The organism is Agrobacterium sp. Azo12, from assembly GCF_029193765.2.
In the GTDB taxonomy this organism is placed as follows: Bacteria; Pseudomonadota; Alphaproteobacteria; order Rhizobiales; family Rhizobiaceae; genus Agrobacterium.
This window is the reverse complement of the sequence record NZ_JARFYO020000001.1, coordinates 1,686,645-1,703,568: the sequence shown is the minus strand read 5'-3', so window position 1 is coordinate 1,703,568 and position 16,924 is coordinate 1,686,645. Positions and strand designations below refer to the sequence as shown.

The 16,924-nt window shown below is 56.4% G+C and carries 12 protein-coding genes; 7 read left to right on the top strand and 5 right to left on the bottom strand.

The window, feature by feature from the left end:
- The first annotated feature begins 324 nt into the window (after positions 1-324).
- The 6 genes from PYL13_RS07975 (at position 325) to PYL13_RS07950 (ending at position 7,965) form a co-directional block, all read left to right on the top strand.
- Positions 325-1,911: an ABC transporter substrate-binding protein gene (locus PYL13_RS07975; protein WP_275640949.1), complete on the top strand. Its 1,587-nt coding sequence runs from the start codon at positions 325-327 to the stop codon at positions 1,909-1,911.
- On the top strand, positions 1,911-2,954 hold the full coding sequence (locus tag PYL13_RS07970; RefSeq protein WP_275640948.1) for an ABC transporter permease: 1,044 nt from the start codon (positions 1,911-1,913) through the stop codon (positions 2,952-2,954). Before PYL13_RS07975 ends, PYL13_RS07970 begins: the two co-directional genes overlap by 1 nt.
- On the top strand, positions 2,951-3,790 hold the full coding sequence (locus PYL13_RS07965) for an ABC transporter permease (RefSeq protein ID WP_192487634.1): 840 nt from the start codon (positions 2,951-2,953) through the stop codon (positions 3,788-3,790). The genes PYL13_RS07970 and PYL13_RS07965 overlap by 4 nt, the downstream gene beginning before the upstream one ends.
- The gene (locus tag PYL13_RS07960) at positions 3,787-5,439 is read left to right on the top strand and encodes a dipeptide ABC transporter ATP-binding protein (protein ID WP_275640947.1); all 1,653 of its coding nucleotides are present in this window, start codon (positions 3,787-3,789) and stop codon (positions 5,437-5,439) included. Before PYL13_RS07965 ends, PYL13_RS07960 begins: the two co-directional genes overlap by 4 nt.
- 61 nt (positions 5,440-5,500) lie before the next feature.
- The gene (locus PYL13_RS07955) at positions 5,501-6,637 is read left to right on the top strand and encodes an LLM class flavin-dependent oxidoreductase (protein ID WP_250982744.1); all 1,137 of its coding nucleotides are present in this window, start codon (positions 5,501-5,503) and stop codon (positions 6,635-6,637) included.
- A 101-nt stretch (positions 6,638-6,738) separates the two neighbouring features.
- Entirely contained in the window at positions 6,739-7,965 is a 1,227-nt protein-coding gene (locus tag PYL13_RS07950; RefSeq protein WP_275640946.1) for a GNAT family N-acetyltransferase, read from the top strand.
- A gap of 45 nt (positions 7,966-8,010) precedes the next feature.
- Here the strand turns inward: PYL13_RS07950 and PYL13_RS07945 are convergent, their stop codons facing one another.
- The 5 genes from PYL13_RS07945 to PYL13_RS07925 form a co-directional block, all read right to left on the bottom strand.
- Positions 8,011-9,243 carry an adenylate/guanylate cyclase domain-containing protein gene (locus tag PYL13_RS07945; protein ID WP_441296659.1) on the bottom strand — a complete coding sequence of 411 codons (1,233 nt, stop codon included), beginning with the start codon at positions 9,241-9,243 and terminating at the stop codon, positions 8,011-8,013.
- A 229-nt stretch (positions 9,244-9,472) separates the two neighbouring features.
- A complete protein-coding gene (locus tag PYL13_RS07940) occupies positions 9,473-10,300 on the bottom strand; it encodes a response regulator (RefSeq protein ID WP_192487629.1) in 828 nt (275 codons plus the stop codon).
- 150 nt (positions 10,301-10,450) lie between these two features.
- Complete coding sequence (locus PYL13_RS07935; protein WP_275640944.1) at positions 10,451-12,964, bottom strand: GcvT family protein; 2,514 nt, start codon at positions 12,962-12,964, stop codon at positions 10,451-10,453.
- A gap of 181 nt (positions 12,965-13,145) precedes the next feature.
- Positions 13,146-13,409 (bottom strand): hypothetical protein, encoded by a 264-nt coding sequence (locus tag PYL13_RS07930; protein WP_250982747.1) that lies wholly within the window; start codon positions 13,407-13,409, stop codon positions 13,146-13,148.
- Between the two features lie 108 nt (positions 13,410-13,517).
- A complete protein-coding gene (locus tag PYL13_RS07925) occupies positions 13,518-16,178 on the bottom strand; it encodes a mechanosensitive ion channel domain-containing protein (RefSeq protein ID WP_405049378.1) in 2,661 nt (886 codons plus the stop codon).
- A 330-nt stretch (positions 16,179-16,508) separates the two neighbouring features.
- Between PYL13_RS07925 and PYL13_RS07920 the strand changes: the two genes are divergently transcribed.
- Positions 16,509-16,760: a GlsB/YeaQ/YmgE family stress response membrane protein gene (locus PYL13_RS07920; RefSeq protein ID WP_192487625.1), complete on the top strand. Its 252-nt coding sequence runs from the start codon at positions 16,509-16,511 to the stop codon at positions 16,758-16,760.
- Positions 16,761-16,924: the final 164 nt, after the last annotated feature.

Here is a 16,924-nt window from a genome sequence, read left to right as displayed (position 1 = left end):
ATAACCTTAATTGATAATGTCTATAATATTTATAGATTTTAGGCATTCCGAGAATGTTGCAAACTTCCAAAGTTCTCAGCTCAGGGGGAAATATCTGCCTGTTTAAGAAGCAATCTGCGGAATAGACTTCCGCCCTGCCCATTCCGCGGCCAGTACGCATGCCTCAAAACTGCGGATCATCAGATGACGAAAATCATGCCGGGTCGGTGCCCGGCGATAGAAGATTTTCATTTATCGGCAAAAATTTAGAACAGACATGCCGCGCCTTCCGCTCGTTTATGTAGCATATCTATAAAAATTATAGAAATTGAGGATTCTGGAAGAATGGCACGCAGCTGGAGATCATTTACGCTTGGTTTAACCGGGGCACTTGTCGGCGCCGCATTATCGTCGGCAGCCTTTGCAGCTGAAAGTGGCGGAACACTGAACCTGATCGTTCAGCCGGAGCCCATCTCGCTCAATCCCGGCATCAACCGCCTGGGTCCGGCGACCTTTGTCGGCAACAAGATCTACGATTCGCTGCTTGGTTATTCAGCCAAGGAGATCGCCCCTGTTCCTCGGCTGGCGGAAAGCTGGGAGATTTCCGCCGATGGCAAGACCTATACGTTCAAGCTGCGCCCCGGCGTTACCTGGCATGATGGTGAGCCCTTCACATCAAAGGATGTCGCCTTCAGCATCGGCGATTTCCTGCCAATACAGCATGCACGCTCAAAAGATCTCAGCGCCCAGATCGACCACATCGAAACGCCTGACGATCTGACTGTCGTCTTTACCCTCAAGGCACCCTACCCGGCCTTCCTCTGGTCACTCAACGTGGCTATCGTTCCGGCTCATAAATATGTCGGCGTTACCGATCTGCGCACCGCGCCTGCAAATTCCGAATTTATCGGCACCGGCCCGTTCAAGTTCTCGGAGTGGAAAAAAGGCAGCATCATCCGCCTGGTTCGCAACGACAAATATTGGGATGCGGGCAAACCCTATCTTGATGAAATAGACTTCCAGATCGTGCCGGATGCCAATTCCCGCGCCATTGCATTTGAAACCGGACAGGTCGATGTACTTCGCTCAGGCGACGTCGAAAACTTCGACATTCCCCGCCTCTCGGCGCTTGAAGGTGTTGCCGTCAACGAGGGTGGCTGGGAGTTTCTGCAGCCAATCGGTTACGTGCACATCAACAACCGCAATCCGGTTCTTGCTAACCAGAAAGTTCGTCAGGCCATCACCCAGGCGATTGATCGCGACTTCATCATCAACACCATCTTTGCGGGTTACGGCAAGCCGATCAACGGCCCGTTCTCCAGCCTGTCGGCCTACAAGGACACAAGCGTCGAGACGACCTATTCTTATGATCCGGAAAAGGCCGCCGCTTTGCTGGATGAGGCAGGATACAAGGCTGGTGCCGACGGTACACGTTTCACCCTGAAGCTGGTGCCTCTGCCCTATGGTGAATTGTGGTCGCGGCAGGCGGAATATCTGCGCGAGGCACTGGGTGCCGTTGGTATCAAGGTGGATATCCAGTCCGTTGACGTTGCAGGTTGGTTCAAGCGCCTGACCACTTTCGAATACGATATTGCCCAGAACTTCGTTTACACCACCGCCGATGCGGGTATTGGCATTTCCTACGGCTACAAGACCGTCAAGGGTGACAATGCTGGCAGCACTGGCGGTAACATCAACGGTTATTCCAACCCGGAAGTGGATGCCCTGCTCGATCAGGGTGCGCACGAGCAGGATGATGCCAAGCGCAAGGAAATCTACTCCAAGGTCCAGAAAATCCTGTCGCAGGATGTGCCGATGGTTTGGACCCACGACATTGTCTTCCCGACGCTCTATCGCGACAAGGTTCAGGACCTCATCACCACGGCGCTCGGCACCGATGACAATTTCGCCAATGTCTGGCTGAAGAAGTAATGGCGGCAAGGCAAAACACAGCGCAGGGGCACCCCCCTGCACTAGGAGGCCGGTCGGCACTTGCCGCCTACGCCATTGGGCTGCGGCTTTCCAAGGCACTGTTGACCCTGCTGTTCGTGGTCATCGGCAGTTTCCTGCTGCTGCGTCTGGCGCCAGGTGATCCGGCGCTCATTCTGGCCGGCGACCAGGGTGGCAGTGACCCGGCCTTTCTCGAAGACTTGCGCCGTCACCTCGGACTGGATGGGCCGGTCTATCTGCAACTGTGGAAATATCTGCAGAGTGTCGCGACATTCGATTTTGGACTGTCCTATCGTGACCAGCGACCGGTGATTGACATCGTGCTGGAAAAAGTTCCGGCAACGCTTGTTCTGACGATCAGCGGTTTTCTGTTCTCGGTCGTTCTCGGCGTGACACTGGGTGCCCTTGCAGCCAGAAAACCGGGTTCGGCGCTGGATGGCGTCATCACCACGATATCGGTGGCGTTTTTTGCCATGCCGATGTTCTGGGTCGGCCTTGTCTTCATCATCATCTTTGCCGTCAAACTCGGCTGGCTGCCATCCTACGGCATGGAAACACCCGCCATCGCCTCGCAAGGCGGATGGCCAGCCTTTGTCAATCGTCTGGCCCATATGGTGCTGCCGGTGCTGACGCTTGGGCTTTTCCATATGTCGATCCACGCCCGGGTGTCGCGCACCGCACTGCTTCAGGTGTCCGGCATGGATTTCATTCGCACTGCGCGGGCCAAGGGTCTGTCGCCTTGGCGCATCTGGCGTGACCATCTGCTGCGCAACGCCCTGCTTCCGACGATTACCATAGCCGCCTTGCAGGCTGGCCAGCTGATTGGCGGTTCGATCCTTGTTGAGACGGTTTTTGCATGGCCGGGCATTGGCCGGCTGGCCTTCAACGCGCTGACCACCCGTGACTACAATGTGCTTCTTGCCGTGTTCATCGTGTCGTCCTTTGGTGTGATCCTTGCCAATCTGATTGCCGATGCCGCCTACCGGCTGATTGATCCACGCCTAGACAGGGAGGGAACGGTATGAACTTTTGGCCAAACCATCCCCTGCTCAGACCGCCTGTGATTTTCGGCTTCGTGGTGCTGGCCGCACTGGCATTTCTGGTGATTTTTGCAGACCTGATCTACCCCGGCGATCCATGGCGTATGGTCGCCCGGCCAAACCTTCCGCCCTTATCACCCGGTTTCCCGGCCGGTACGGATATGCTGGGACGTGACCTGACCGCCGGTCTCGTGCATGGCAGCCGGGCCACGCTGGCCGTGGCTGTCAGTGTCGTGGCGTTTGCCGTCAGCCTTGGTGTGACGCTGGGGCTGCTGGCCGGTTATTTCGGTGAAATTGCCGACGAGTTGATCATCCGTATCACCGAGTTTTTCCAGACGATCCCCGGTTTCTTGCTGACGATCATGATCGTTGCCATTCTATCGCCAACCCGCTGGACTGTGGTATTTGCAATCGCGCTCATCTCATGGCCGCCCATCGTGCGTATTGTGCGGGCCGAAGTGTTGTCGATACGGCGTCTCGACTGGGTACGAGCGGCGCGGGTCAGTGGCCTGTCGCATCTGCGTATCGCCATTTTGCATGTGCTGCCAAATGTGCTGCCACAGGTGGTGGTGCAGGCCTCACTGCTGATTGCAGGCGCTGTGATGATTGAATCCGGCATCAGCTTTCTTGGGCTTGGCAGCCGCGATTCCGTATCCTGGGGTTTTCTGTTGGCCTCCGGCCGTACTTCGTTCAGCGTCAACTGGTGGCTTTCCACCCTGCCGGGGCTGGCAATTTTCCTCACCGTTCTGGCCTTCAATCTGGTTGGTGACGGGCTGGAGCGCTGGCTGGACCCCAAACATGCCGGGAGGCATCAGCCATGAGCCAGAAACGCATCCCGCTTGTTGCCATAGACAGGCTCAATATCGCCCTCCCCAAGGGGGCAGACCGATCACTTGCGGTTTCCAATGCAACGGTGTCGATTGAACGCGGCGAAGTGCTGTGCATCGTGGGTGAAAGTGGTTCAGGTAAATCGGTTCTCGCCTCCGCCATTGCCGGCCTGTTGCCCGGCGACACATTGAAGGTCACCGGCGGTGCCCTTTCCTTTGATGGGGAAGACGTTCTGTCTCTCAATGACGTGCAACTGCGCAAACTGCGTGGCGCGCGCATTGGCTATATTTTCCAGGAGCCGATGACGGCCCTCAACCCGCTGTTGACGGTTGGTCGGCAGGTGGCGGAAACACTTGAAGCGCATGGCTATCCGGCCCCAAAAGACAAGGTCGCCGCACTGTTTGCGGCCATGAAACTGCCGGAGCCCGACAAGATCGGCCAGCGATATCCGCATGAACTGTCTGGCGGCCAGCGGCAGCGGGTGGCGATCGCCATGGCCATTGCCTGCGAACCGGAACTGCTGATCGCCGATGAGCCGACCACGGCACTGGATGTTACCACCCAGTCCGAAATCCTCAGGCTGATCCTTGAACTGCGTGAAAAGCGCGGCCTTGCCGTGCTGTTCATCACCCATGACTTTGGTGTGGTTGCCGACATTGCCGACTGTATTGTGGTGATGCAAAACGGCGAAATCGTTGAGGCTGGCAGTGCGGCCGATCTGTTGGCGCATCCACAGCACCCCTATACGCGCCGATTGCTGGCCGCTGTGCCTGACCTTGATGACAAAAGACACCGCCCACCAGTCAACGGTTCGGTGCTGCTTCAGCTTGACAGCATCCGCAAAACCCATGCCGCCCCGCGTCGTCTGCTACGCGCAGCACGTGAACCGGTGGCAGCGCTTGGTGGCGTTGACCTGCTGCTGCGAGAGGGTGAGACGCTTGCTTTGGTCGGGGAAAGCGGTTCCGGTAAATCAACGCTCGGTCAGGTCATTACCGGGCTTATTGAACGGGATGCCGGCACCTTCCGGTTTGCCGGAGAGGAAATCGTCAGCGCCAAAGACCTGTTTACCCGTGAGCGGCGGCCATTGGTGCAGATGGTGTTTCAGGATCCTCAGTCCTCGCTTAACCCGCGCCACAGCATTCGCCGTATCCTGACGGAAGCTGTCCTGCATTTCGGGGCCAGCAAGGATGATGCAGAAGCGCGGATGAGCGAGCTTTTGCAACGGGTGGGCATCGATGTGCGGGCAGCCGACCGCAAGCCGCACGCCTTTTCCGGCGGCCAGCGCCAGCGTATCGCGCTGGCGCGTGCGTTGATGTTGCAGCCCAAACTGCTGGTGGCCGATGAACCGGTCTCGGCACTTGATGTTTCGGTGCAGGCGCAGGTTCTGACACTGCTGACCGAACTGCAAAAGGACTTTGGCCTGTCGATGCTGTTCATCACTCACGACCTGCGCGTTGCCGCCTCGATTGCCGACCGGATTGCGGTGATGCAGCGCGGCCAGATTGTCGAGGTTGCTCCCGCCGACGCGCTCGTTCGCGCGCCAAAATCAGACTATGCCCGCGCCCTCATCGCCGCCGTACCCGGCCGGCGTGAACAGGAAAACCACCGGGTTAACTCATTCACACAACGAGACTTCGCATGACACATAACAGCATTTCATCAAGACGGAAGCGACCTTCATCCGCCGCTTCGGAGACCCGGTCATGAGTGGCAAAATTCATCTGCACTGGTATCTGCCAACCAATGGCGACAGCCGCGGACTGACCGGTTCGGGCAATGACAGCCACCTTATCGACTTTGCCGGCGGTTACCGCGCCCCCACCCTCGCCTATCTTGGTGAGGTCGCACGGGCAGCAGAAGCCCAGCCCTTTCACGCTGTGCTGACCCCAACCGGCACATGGTGCGAAGACGCATGGATTGCCACCGCAGCCCTGTCTGCCGAGACAAAACGGCTGAAATTTCTGGTGGCCTTTCGCCCCGGTCTGATTTCGCCAACTCTGGTTGCGCATCAGGCCGCTACCTTCCAGCGGGTGACGCAGGGCCGTTTGCTGCTCAACGTGGTGACCGGCGGCGACCGTTTTGAACAGGCGCGGTTTGGCGACCACCTTGACCACGATGCACGCTACGAGCGGACGGCCGAGTTCATTCAGGTGCTGCGCGGCGTCTCCGACGAGAGCGCCCAAGAGCCGTTTTCCTTCAAGGGCAAACATTACGATATCCGCGAAGCGCGCATCAATGCGGCACCTTACGGGCTGCCGCAGATCTTCTTCGGTGGCGCAAGCGGCGCAGCAACCGAGGTCGCCACCTCGCATTCCGACGTTTATCTGGTCTGGGGACGCCAGCCGGAACTTGAGGCCGACAACATCAAGAAGCTGAAGGCACAGGCGGCGGCGAAGGGTCGCGACCTCAAATTTGGCATTCGCCTGCATGTGATTTCCCGCGACACCGAGGATGAGGCGTGGGCGGTGGCCGACAAGCTGCTCGGTTGGGTTTCCCCTGATCAGGTGGCAAACGCCAAAAGCCTTGCGGCAAAATCGGAATCCGTCGGCCAAAGCCATATGACGGCGCTGCATGCTGAACGGGATGGTCTGCCAAAGTCAGCCCGTGAACTGCAAATCCACCCCGGTGTGTGGTCCGGATACGGCCTCGTGCGCGGTGGCGCAGGAACCGCGCTGGTCGGCAGTCATGAACAGGTGGCAGACCTGATCGAGACCTACCACAAGGCAGGGTTTGATCATTTCATCTTCTCCGGCCAACCGCATCTGGAAGAAGCATGGCATTTCGGTGAAGGCGCTGCCGCCCGCCTGAAATCCCGTGGTCTGCTGGCACCGGTGTCGTGATGTAGAGACTGGTGTCCTGCCCTGACAGGACACAAAAGACGGCTGCGCATTGATACTGCAGTGCGCGTGCCTTGCTGCTTTCAATTTTCGGGACACCCCACATGACTGAACAGACCCGCTCCATAGAGGTTCGCGCCCTTACCAGCACGCAAGAAAAGCGACAGGCCTTTGCCCAGTTTCGTCAAGCCATGCTCGGCATTGGCGACATTGGTCACGCCGATGCGAAGGTCGAAACCGCCTATCTGGAAAGCGGTTCACCGCTTGGTGGATTTATCGACGGTGAACTGCAGGGCGTGGTCAATGGTTATGGCGGTTCTGTTGCCCTACCCGGTGGCAATTACGTAAGTCACCTTGCGGTGACGCATGTTGGCGTCGCCCCGACCCAGACACGCAACGGCATTGCCCGTACGCTGTTAAGCGAGCAGTTAAAGCGCGCCCATGCCGAGGGTTATGTGGTGGCGGGCCTGCGTGCATCTGATGCTCGTATTTATGGACGTTACGGATATGGCATCGCCTCTTGGGCGGTACGGCAGGATGTTGACCTTACCAATGGCGGGCGACCAAGGCCAGAGCGGCGCAAGGATTTGCGCGTGGTTGATGCCTATGAGAGTTTCGACCTGTTCCGGAGGGTTGCAGCTGCAGCGCCCTTGCCACGTTCTGCCAGCCTGCAACGCTGGGACGGGTGGTGGAAAATTCAGGAGTTTCGCACCCGACATGGGTCCACCCCGCATCATGCCGTGGTGGTTGGCGCTGAAGGTGCGGAACGCGGTTATATCCGTTTCCATATTCAGGCAACGGACAACTGGTTTACCTCAACGCAGCGTACCGCCATTGTCGATGATCTGATCGCTCATGACGATGACGCCTGGCGGGCGTTGCTCGGCCATGTGTTGTCGCAGGATATTCTGCACAAGGTCATTTTGCCATCGCGTCCGGTCGATGATCCATTGCTGCGGCTGGTTGACAATCTGCGCGCCGTGCAGACGTCTGAGCTGCGTGATGAAAGCTGGATACGCCCACTCGATCTGCATAAGCTGCTGAACGCCCGTTCTTACGACAGCAAGGCCCGTGTGGTGATAGAGGTCACCGATCCGCTGATCGCAGACAATAATGGCGTGTGGACGGTTGGCGCAGATGGCGCGGCAAAGTCGAGTGAGACATCAAAGATCAGCCTGCCAATCGACACGCTGACGGAACTGGTGTTTGGCGCATCCCCGGCCTGGTCACTGGCGGCGTCCGGTCGCCTGTGCGGCGACCGCGCCGATATCGAAGCACTCGACAGGGCCTTTGCGACCGAACAGAAGCCACATTCGGGCATCTCATTCTGAGGGAATGCAGCGGAAAATGCGCGGGCCGAAATCAGTTTTCTTCGATCAGCTTTCTTCGGGCATGGCATAGACCTCGAAAGGTTCGCCGAGACCGCGCAGCATGAAACTGCCAAGCGGCTTCAACTCTTTCCAGTGACCGGATTTTTTCGCAAACTCCTTGGAGAACAGCACAGAGTGGCCGACTTCCTTGGTCAGGCTTTCCAGCCGCGATGCGATGTTGACCGCCGGGCCGATGGCCGTGAAATCCAGCCGTCGCTTAGAGCCGATATTGCCATACATCACGTCCCCGACATGCACGCCAACGCCGTAACGCAGGTTAGGCTTGTCGCGCCGCTGGTTTTCTGCATTCAGACGTTCCATGCCCTTCTGGCCTTCGCGGATCGCCTCCAGCAGATTGTGGCAGGCATTTTCATTGTCCATCGGGAAAACAGCAAGAAGACCATCGCCCATGAATTTGAGAATTTCGCCACCGTGATTTTCAACCGGCTCGGAAAGTGCATCGAAATAGCCGTTCAGCATTTCAATCACATCATCGCGTGGCCAGAGATCTGAGATTTCGGTAAAGCCACGAAGGTCGCAGATCATGATGGCGGCGCTCATGGTAGCACCGGACCCTCTGGTGATTGCACCTGCCAAAATCTGTTCACTGGCGTGAGGGCCGACATAGGTCTCCAAGAAAGTCCGCGCCATGATGTTTTTGACGCGGATTTCCGTCACCATTGACAACACCGGCAGAAGGTCTTTCAAGAAGACGATATGTTCAGGCGAAAAACCACCCTGCTGTTTGGTGGCAAAAGTCACCACATGGCGTTTTCCACGGGTGTGGATCACCGGCCAGGCAACATAATCGGTAATGCCCTGCTGCTTCAGCTCATGATAAAAATCGTGCCAGCCACCATTCTCAATCTCTTTGTCCAGCTTCTTGCGAAGCTCGTCGGCACCATCGAGGATTTCGTTGACCGGGCTTTTGATGTACTGGCCGCTGCGCAGCATATCACGGCCAAACATGTCGATCTGGACTTCGTCAAAGCCCGTTTCCCACAAAAGGCGCGCACCCAACCATTCCGGATGGTGGGTTCTGAAATGCATGGACGAGCGGGCCAGTGGAAGGCCGTAGGCGGCAATGCGCTCACACAGGCCTTTCAGCAAATGGTCAATAAAGGGCTCCTGGCTGGTTCCGTTGATCAGCCAGTCAAGAATATCGTTCGGGGTGGTAGGCCAAGGCGCAAGGGGCTTAACCTGCGCAGCCTGTTCAGTGATATCCAAGGAATGCTCCATTTGCTCAGCAGGCTTTTGAAAAAAGCCAGCCATTCTCCCGCGCATCCTCCCCACACGCTACGGGGTGAAGATAGGAACGAATTTCGCCACCAACAAGGAGCGAAAGAAAATGGCGGCGTAATTATTCGCTGGCGAAGCAAAAATATCGCACCGGCAGCCAAAACGGCGAAACGCCCCCTATGTTACCATAGAGGGCGTTTTCAGAATTTCAGTTGACAATATCAACCACTTAGGCGGCGCGACCGACCTTTGCCATGCGGATCTGTACCAGCGTGTCGAGGTTCTGGTTGACGCGGCAATAGAACTCTTCATCGATGAAAGGTCGCAGCATGAAATCATTGCCGCCGGCCTTCAGGAAACGTGCCGACAAAAGACGGTTGGTCGATGACGACACACCGATGACACGCAGTTCATGCGAACCGCGCATGGTGCGAATGCGGCGCGTCAGTTCGAAACCGTCAATATCAGGCATGTTGTAATCGGTCACGACAAGGCCGATATCCGGGTTGTCCTTGAGGATCTGCAGCGCCTTGGCACCGCTTTCTGCCAGGCTGACGCGGAAGTTATAACGCTTCAAACGGCTGGACAGTAGCGCACGCGCGGTTGGGCTATCGTCCACGATCAGAACGTGATGGCGGCTGTTGGTCAGGAAGCGGCAAACCGATTCCGTCAACATATCCACGGCAAACACATTGTCCTTGATGATGTAATCGACCACATCCTTGGCAATCAGCTTTTCGCGGGTCGCCTCATGGAACGTGCTGGTGAACACGATGGTCGGCACGGACAGATCGATCAGATATTCCAGCGCCTCGCCGTTTTCAGCGCCCGGCAGATTGATGTTGGAAATCGCCAGATCAATCGGACCATCTGCGGCATCATAAGCTTCCTGCAACTCTTCGAAGTTGCGGCAAATGGTAACCTGAACACCCAACATATCCATCAGGCGTGTGCTGACCAGCTGGGTAAAGACGTTGGTGTCTTCGGCAAGAATGATACGTTGCGCAGAAAACGGTACACCGGAATATTGCATCCCGGTAATTCCTAAAAAGTTCATGACACCCCCGGTTGTGGACAAAGCCCCTCTGCGCCGGACTGTAACCAATAGTTTTTGCGGAATAATTAATCGCGTATTGCTGATATACACTATTTAAAATCAGCCCCGGACGCCTACGCCGGGGCTGATTTGTTGCCTTACACGGGCAAATCAGGCCCGCAATACTTGGTTATCGCCATCAAACGGGCTTTCTGCCACCACCTGAGCGTCATACAACTTGCCGAGGATCTTGATTTTTAGCTGTGTGCCGATTTCAGAAAAATCCGGTGCCAGCATGGCGAGAGCCAGAGATTTGCCGACACGCCAGCCAAAACCGCCACTCGTCACACGACCGACCAGCGTACCGTCGGCATTGTAAATTGCCTCCGAGCCACGTGCATCGACATCCGTATTGCCCTCGACCACCAGTGTCGAGAATATCCATTTGACGCCCTTCTCCTTATAGGCGACCAGCGCATCGCGGCCGATGAAGGATTTCTCAGGGCGCAGGAACCGATCAAGACCGGATTCGTAGGCGTTATATTCCACCGACAGCTCACGTCCCATGTTGCGATAGGACTTTTCGATCGACATCGACACCATGGCGCGAATACCGAAGGGCTTGATACCGAACTCGGCACCGGCCTCCATCAACTGGTCGAAAATATAGTTCTGGGTTTCGATGGGGTGATGCAGTTCCCAGCCCAGTTCGCCAACAAAGTTCACGCGCAAGGCATGGGCGCGCGCCACACCAACCGAGATTTCCTTGGCGGTCAGCCATGGGAAATCCTTGTTGTCGAGGCTGATGCGGGTCAGCTTCTTCAACAGGTCACGCGACTTGGGGCCGGCCAGAACAAGCACACCGTATTTCTGGGTGATTGGTTGCAGCACCACCGAACCATCTGTCGGTGCCAGACGACGCAGCACATCATGGTCATGGGCTTCCAGACCGCCTGCCGAAACTAGGTAAAAACGACCCGGCGCCCATTCATAAACCGTGAATTCGGCCTTCACGCCACCGGCCGGTGTCAACAGGTGGGTCAGCGCAATACGGCCGCGTTTCTTCGGGATTGCATTGGCGAGAATGCTGTCCAGCCAAGCCCGTGCGCCAGGGCCTGACACTTCCATCTTAGCAAAGGCCGACATGTCGAGAACGCCGACATTGTTGGTGACATTTTTCACCTCATTGCCGACATGCTCGAAATAGTTGGAGCGGCGGAACGACCATTTTTCAACCGTGCGTCCATCATCGAGCGGTGGCGCGTAATTGTGGTTGGTCAAAACATCGACGCCGACGCCCTTTTCACTTTCCGGCAGTTCGTAACCTTCTGGCGCATACCAGTTGGCACGCTCCCAGCCATAGACAGAGCCAAACACGCCACCAAGCTTCTTCAGGCGGTCATAGACAGGTGTTGTTTTGAGTGGACGCGCCGCGGCACGCTCCTCATCCGGGTAATGCATGGTGAAGACGTTGGCATAGGCTTCTTCATTCTTGGCGATGAGATAGCCCTCGGTCGCATAGGGGCCGAAACGACGCGGATCGACGCCCATCATATCGAGGCTTGGTTCGCCTTCAACGATCCATTCCGCCAGCTGCCAGCCGGCACCACCGGCCGCAGTAATACCGAAGGAATGCCCCTCATTCAGCCAGAAGTTTTTCAGGCCCGGTGCTGGACCCACAATCGGATTACCATCCGGCGTATAGGCAATCGCGCCATTATAGACCTTTTTTATACCAACCTCACCGAAGATCGGCACGCGCGCAATTGCCGTTTCGATATGCGGCATCAGGCGTTCGAGCTCTTCCTGGAACAGTTCGTATTCGCTTTCCGGCGACGGGCCATCAACATAACAGACCGGCGCACCATGTTCGTAAGGGCCAAGGATCAGGCCGCCAGCTTCCTCACGCATGTACCAGGCGCTGTCAGATTCACGCAGAACGCCCATTTCCGGCAGGCCCTTGGCCTTGCGCTCGAGAATGGCCGGGTGCGGTTCTGTGACGATATACTGGTGCTCGACCGGGATGACGGGAATGTTAATACCGACCATCTCACCGGTCTTGCGGGCAAAATTGCCGGTACAGGAAATGACGTGTTCGGCAATCACCTCCCCCTTGTCGGTGGTCACCTTCCACTTGCCGTCCTCCAGCTGTTCGATGGCGGTGACCGTGGTGTTGCGGTAAATGGTGGCGCCCTTGTCGCGCGCGCCTTTGGCCAGTGCCTGTGTCAGGTCGGCCGGCTGAATGTAACCATCATCGGGGTGCTGGATTGCGCCAAGAATCCCGTCGGTTTCTGCCAGCGGCCAGACTTCTTTCAACTGCTCCGGGGTCAGCAGCTTGACATTGACGCCAATGGTTTCGGCGATACCGGCATAATACATAAATTCGTCCCAGCGATCCTTGCTGCGGGCCAGACGAATGTTGGACACCTTGGAGAAACCGACATTCATGCCGGTTTCTTCCTGCAGTTCCTCATAGAATTTGACGGAATATTTGTGGATCTGCCCCACGGAATAGCTGAGGTTGAACAGTGGCAGCAGGCCGGCAGCGTGCCAGGTGGAACCGGATGTCAGTTCCTTGCGCTCGATCAGGATGCTGTCGCTCCAGCCCTTGGCGGCCAGATGATAAAGCGTCGAGACACCGACAACCCCACCACCGATAACAACGGCCCGTGCATGTGTTTTCATAATCCGAAATCCCTCTGAGGCATGCCGGCCGCTTTTGGTGCGGCCTTTTGCGAAACTGCTGGCGGATGTCAGAATATGCAATTCGAGAGCGATATCAGGTGCCTGTTTACGACATGCGCAAGGCTTGCCGCGACGGTTAGCAAATTGCTTTTAAAACACGGAAAATCGCCACTGCGCGCCGTTACTTGACGACAGCAGACCCTTTGACGATTTCCACATTTTCCGTGCCTTCCAGCGCAATGCGGTCGCCATTCGGGAAGGTAACGAAACAATTGGAGGCACAGACCTGTTCCGAGGCACCAGGTGCAATCACCACATCAAACCTATTTCCACCCTCGCTAACGGCGAGAGAGGCCGGCTCCGCGTCGCTATTGGTAATAGTAGCCGAGACAGCCGCTGTCGCAGACAGAACAATAACCGTCATCACGGACAATACATGCTTCATGCGTTTTCGGCTGATGTAGCCGCCCCCTTGATAGCCCAATCTCTTTGTCAAAAAGAGTATGCGGTGATTCTAAGGGGCACGCCATGAATAGAGGCTGAATAGTGGCAATCAGCCTTTCTTGTCTGTCGACTTGGCCGTTGGCCTAGTGGACACACCGTCAGCAGATTTGCCGGCCGCTTTTGTGTTCGCTGCCGCCTCAACCTGTTGCGGTTCAGGCTTCACCTCGACATTTCCGCCCTCGCCCTCTTCCGCGTCCTTTTCCTTCCGCGCTAGCTTCTCGCTCTCTTCCACCAGTTTGCTGGCCAGAGCCTGCGAGTTGTCACGGTCGACATGCACATTGAGATTGCGCTGTGGCGAGGCGATATCAATGCCCTCCTCGCGGAAGCGTCTGAGAATATCGATCCGCAACTGGTTACGAACCGGCAAACCGTCCGACAGGTCGGCCAGGAAGAAGCGCACTTCGAAATCAAGCGAGAAGTCACCAAAGCGCAAGAATTCAACATGCGGTTCAGGATTTTTCAGAATAAGCGGCTGGGCGCGCACCAGTTCCAGCAGGATGTCCATGACCTTGCCTGGATCAGCCTCATAGCTGACGCCAACCGGAATTTCCGAACGGGCAATGCGGTTACGGTGCGTCCAGTTGCCAACCGGAGAATTGATGAACTCGGAGTTTGGCACGATGATCGACTGGCGGCGGAAGGTTTCGATTTCGGTCGCACGCACCGAGATACGCTTGACGGTGCCTTCGGTCGCGCCTGTGACCACCCAGTCGCCGACCTTGAATGGACGCTCCACCAGCAGGATGAGGCCCGACACGAAGTTGGACACGATATTTTGCAAGCCAAAACCGATACCGACCGACAACGCGCTGGCCACCAGTGCGAGGTTGGAGAGGTCAAGCCCGGCCGAGGAAACACCGAAGATGGCGGCAATGGCGATACCGAGATAACCAATGCCCGTCTTGACCGAGTTGCGCACACCGGCGTCAGCCTTGCTGCGCGCCATGACATTGTTGTCCAGCCAGCGCTGGAACCAGCGGGTGATGATGTAGCCAATTGCAAAAACCGCGATGCCACCGAACACCGCCAGCAGCGAGATATTGGTGTTGCCAACCGGAATACCAGTCAGCAACCGATAGCCCCAGTTCTCGATATCGCCGGGCTGGAAACCCCAGGAAAACAGGATCAGCGGCACACCAAAGGCAAGTGCGACAACATAGATGCCGAGACCGGCAACAAGTCCCAGTTGGTCAAGAAACACGGGGCCCAAGCCGTAACGCCGGTACAGGAAACTGCCAGCGACGGAATCGGCAAATATGCCCTGTTTGGAAATCGCCTTGCCGGAGAGAATGCCAATATACATGGTAGCCAGCACGGCACCGGTGACGACAATCTGTGTCGACACAAACCGAGCAAGGCCAACATATCCCGTCAAACACGCACCGATGATAAACAGGCCGGCCAGACGAAACAACACGTTCATCCAGCGTGGTAGGCGTTGTCCGGGCGCGGCCGGATCTGCATCCTTCTGCATGACCGGGTGCATGAAGGACATGATGATGAGGATGATACCGACAATGACCGATGCAACGAAGCTTTTCACCACCGTCAGGATAACAGGTGAATACAGCGCCTCACTGATACCACTCAGCAGATAGTCGAAACCATTGACCACGGTCATGGCCAGCACGGCCCAAGTCAGGTGGTGCGCGCCGGTATTGCTGACACGAACCAGACGCCAGTTCGGGTGCTTGGGCGCAAACACCGCATAGGTCAGGCGCCAGACGAAGTAAACCAGACCGGTAAAGCCCATGGCCGTAAAGACGATGGGCGCAATGTCTGAACGCAGCACATTGAAGTTTTCAAGCAAAAACGCCGATGCCACCAGGAAGGCTACGACCGTGGCCGATTGCACCATGGTGGACCAGAAGGCCACCGAAAGGCGGCGGATATAACCCGGCTCGCCCGAGAAGGCACTGCGTTCCATGTGGCTGCCAAGGAACTTGTAGCCGCCGACCAGAAACAGCATGGCGGCCAGCAACGACAGGAAGATGGCAGACAACAGTTGAAGCGGCTTGTAGTTCCACACGAAGGTCCACCAGCTACCAACGACCCGCTGGAAGGACGACACTTCGTTGACCAGCGACGAACCGGCAGCCGAAAACACATTCAGCGAAATCTCGGTGCGCTTGAAAAGCGTATCCTTGAAAAGAGACCGGCGCAGATCTGTAATGTGGTTGGACAACTGACTGGCCTGCGTGGACAGTTGTTCGGCCTCGCCCGTCAGTGCATTGATGTCAGCTCTCTCGGCAATCAAACGGCTGCGCTCTTCGGTGACGATCGGCGCTTCTGGCGGTTGGCCATCCTTCGGCGGTTCGCCAAGTTCATCGAGACGGGTCTTGGCGGCCTCAAAACGTGGGCGCAGGCTGACCGAAGATTTAACCGCGTTGGACGCAATGGCATCGGACTGGGCCTTAAGGTCCACCAGTCTGGCATCATCATCTTTTGCCGCTTCAACGGTCTCTGCCAGTTTACCAAGTGCAGCCTTGTTGTTTTGCAGGTCGGTCCGCATCTGCTCAATCGGTGACGACGCATCCGCCGGTACTCCATCCTGCGATAGCGCCAACGAAGGCACGGCACACAAAGCACTGAGCGACAACAGAACAATCAATACAGCTAGCCGCGGCAAACGCCGGGCGTCAGGAATGCCAAACACGTCAATTACCTTTCCGGCGTACGGAATCACTTGCGACCCGAATCTGAAATTCATCACGCTGTTTAAACAAGCACACAACAAACATCAGTTTCATACGTGTCACGCAAAAATATTCAAAACCTGTGTGAAGGATCGAAAATTGGCCCGGCAAAATGGCCTTGAGCCCTTGTTCAATCCCCCTCGACTACCCGCAATTCGGCGTGCAATTTGCCGCAAAATAATGCGCGTAGCGGTTTATGAAAAACGATTGCCGCGACAATAGGGCTTCCAAGCGGCTTCTGATGTCCTTTTTTAGGCCAGAAACGCTGTAGAGCCGCTGTTTTCCCTTGTATTTTAATATTAGAATCACCAAATTTAAACTTGCAGTTAGCGTGGGAGGAAATCATGGAATCTGCAGGTGTTGGCTGGATTGCAGCAATTGTCATTGGTGGTGTCGCCGGATGGCTCGCTGAACAGTTCATGAAAAGCAATCTTGGCGTGTTGATGAACATCATCCTTGGTATCATCGGTGCGATTGTCGCCAATGCGATACTATCGTTGTTTGGCGTCGTGTTGACCGGTTGGCTGGGCTATCTCATTGCTGGCTTTGTGGGCGCGTGCATACTCATTGCCGTCGGACGTGCATTCCGGAGGTGATTCCTCCTGTATTTACAAACGACTAACATACATTCCCGAGAGCATTCTCCACCGTCGATCTTCGGGAAAAAGATGGGCGTGTCCAGCGTGAGTGAAATTTTTTTGTCATAAAAAACGAAGAAATTTCATTTCCGCGCTGGACATTCCTTTTTTTCCTCTTTATA

Bases quoted from the DNA above. Each gene is read 5' to 3' on its own strand.
- PYL13_RS07975 (WP_275640949.1), top strand. From the start codon at position 325: ATGGCACGCAGCTGGAGATCATTTACGCTTGGTTTAACCGGGGCACTT.
- PYL13_RS07970 (WP_275640948.1), top strand. From the start codon at position 1,911: ATGGCGGCAAGGCAAAACACAGCGCAGGGGCACCCCCCTGCACTAGGA.
- PYL13_RS07965 (WP_192487634.1), top strand. From the start codon at position 2,951: ATGAACTTTTGGCCAAACCATCCCCTGCTCAGACCGCCTGTGATTTTC.
- PYL13_RS07960 (WP_275640947.1), top strand. From the start codon at position 3,787: ATGAGCCAGAAACGCATCCCGCTTGTTGCCATAGACAGGCTCAATATC.
- PYL13_RS07955 (WP_250982744.1), top strand. From the start codon at position 5,501: ATGAGTGGCAAAATTCATCTGCACTGGTATCTGCCAACCAATGGCGAC.
- PYL13_RS07950 (WP_275640946.1), top strand. From the start codon at position 6,739: ATGACTGAACAGACCCGCTCCATAGAGGTTCGCGCCCTTACCAGCACG.
- PYL13_RS07945 (WP_441296659.1), bottom strand. From the start codon at position 9,243: ATGGAGCATTCCTTGGATATCACTGAACAGGCTGCGCAGGTTAAGCCC.
- PYL13_RS07940 (WP_192487629.1), bottom strand. From the start codon at position 10,300: ATGAACTTTTTAGGAATTACCGGGATGCAATATTCCGGTGTACCGTTT.
- PYL13_RS07935 (WP_275640944.1), bottom strand. From the start codon at position 12,964: ATGAAAACACATGCACGGGCCGTTGTTATCGGTGGTGGGGTTGTCGGT.
- PYL13_RS07930 (WP_250982747.1), bottom strand. From the start codon at position 13,409: ATGAAGCATGTATTGTCCGTGATGACGGTTATTGTTCTGTCTGCGACA.
- PYL13_RS07925 (WP_405049378.1), bottom strand. From the start codon at position 16,178: ATGAATTTCAGATTCGGGTCGCAAGTGATTCCGTACGCCGGAAAGGTA.
- PYL13_RS07920 (WP_192487625.1), top strand. From the start codon at position 16,509: ATGGAATCTGCAGGTGTTGGCTGGATTGCAGCAATTGTCATTGGTGGT.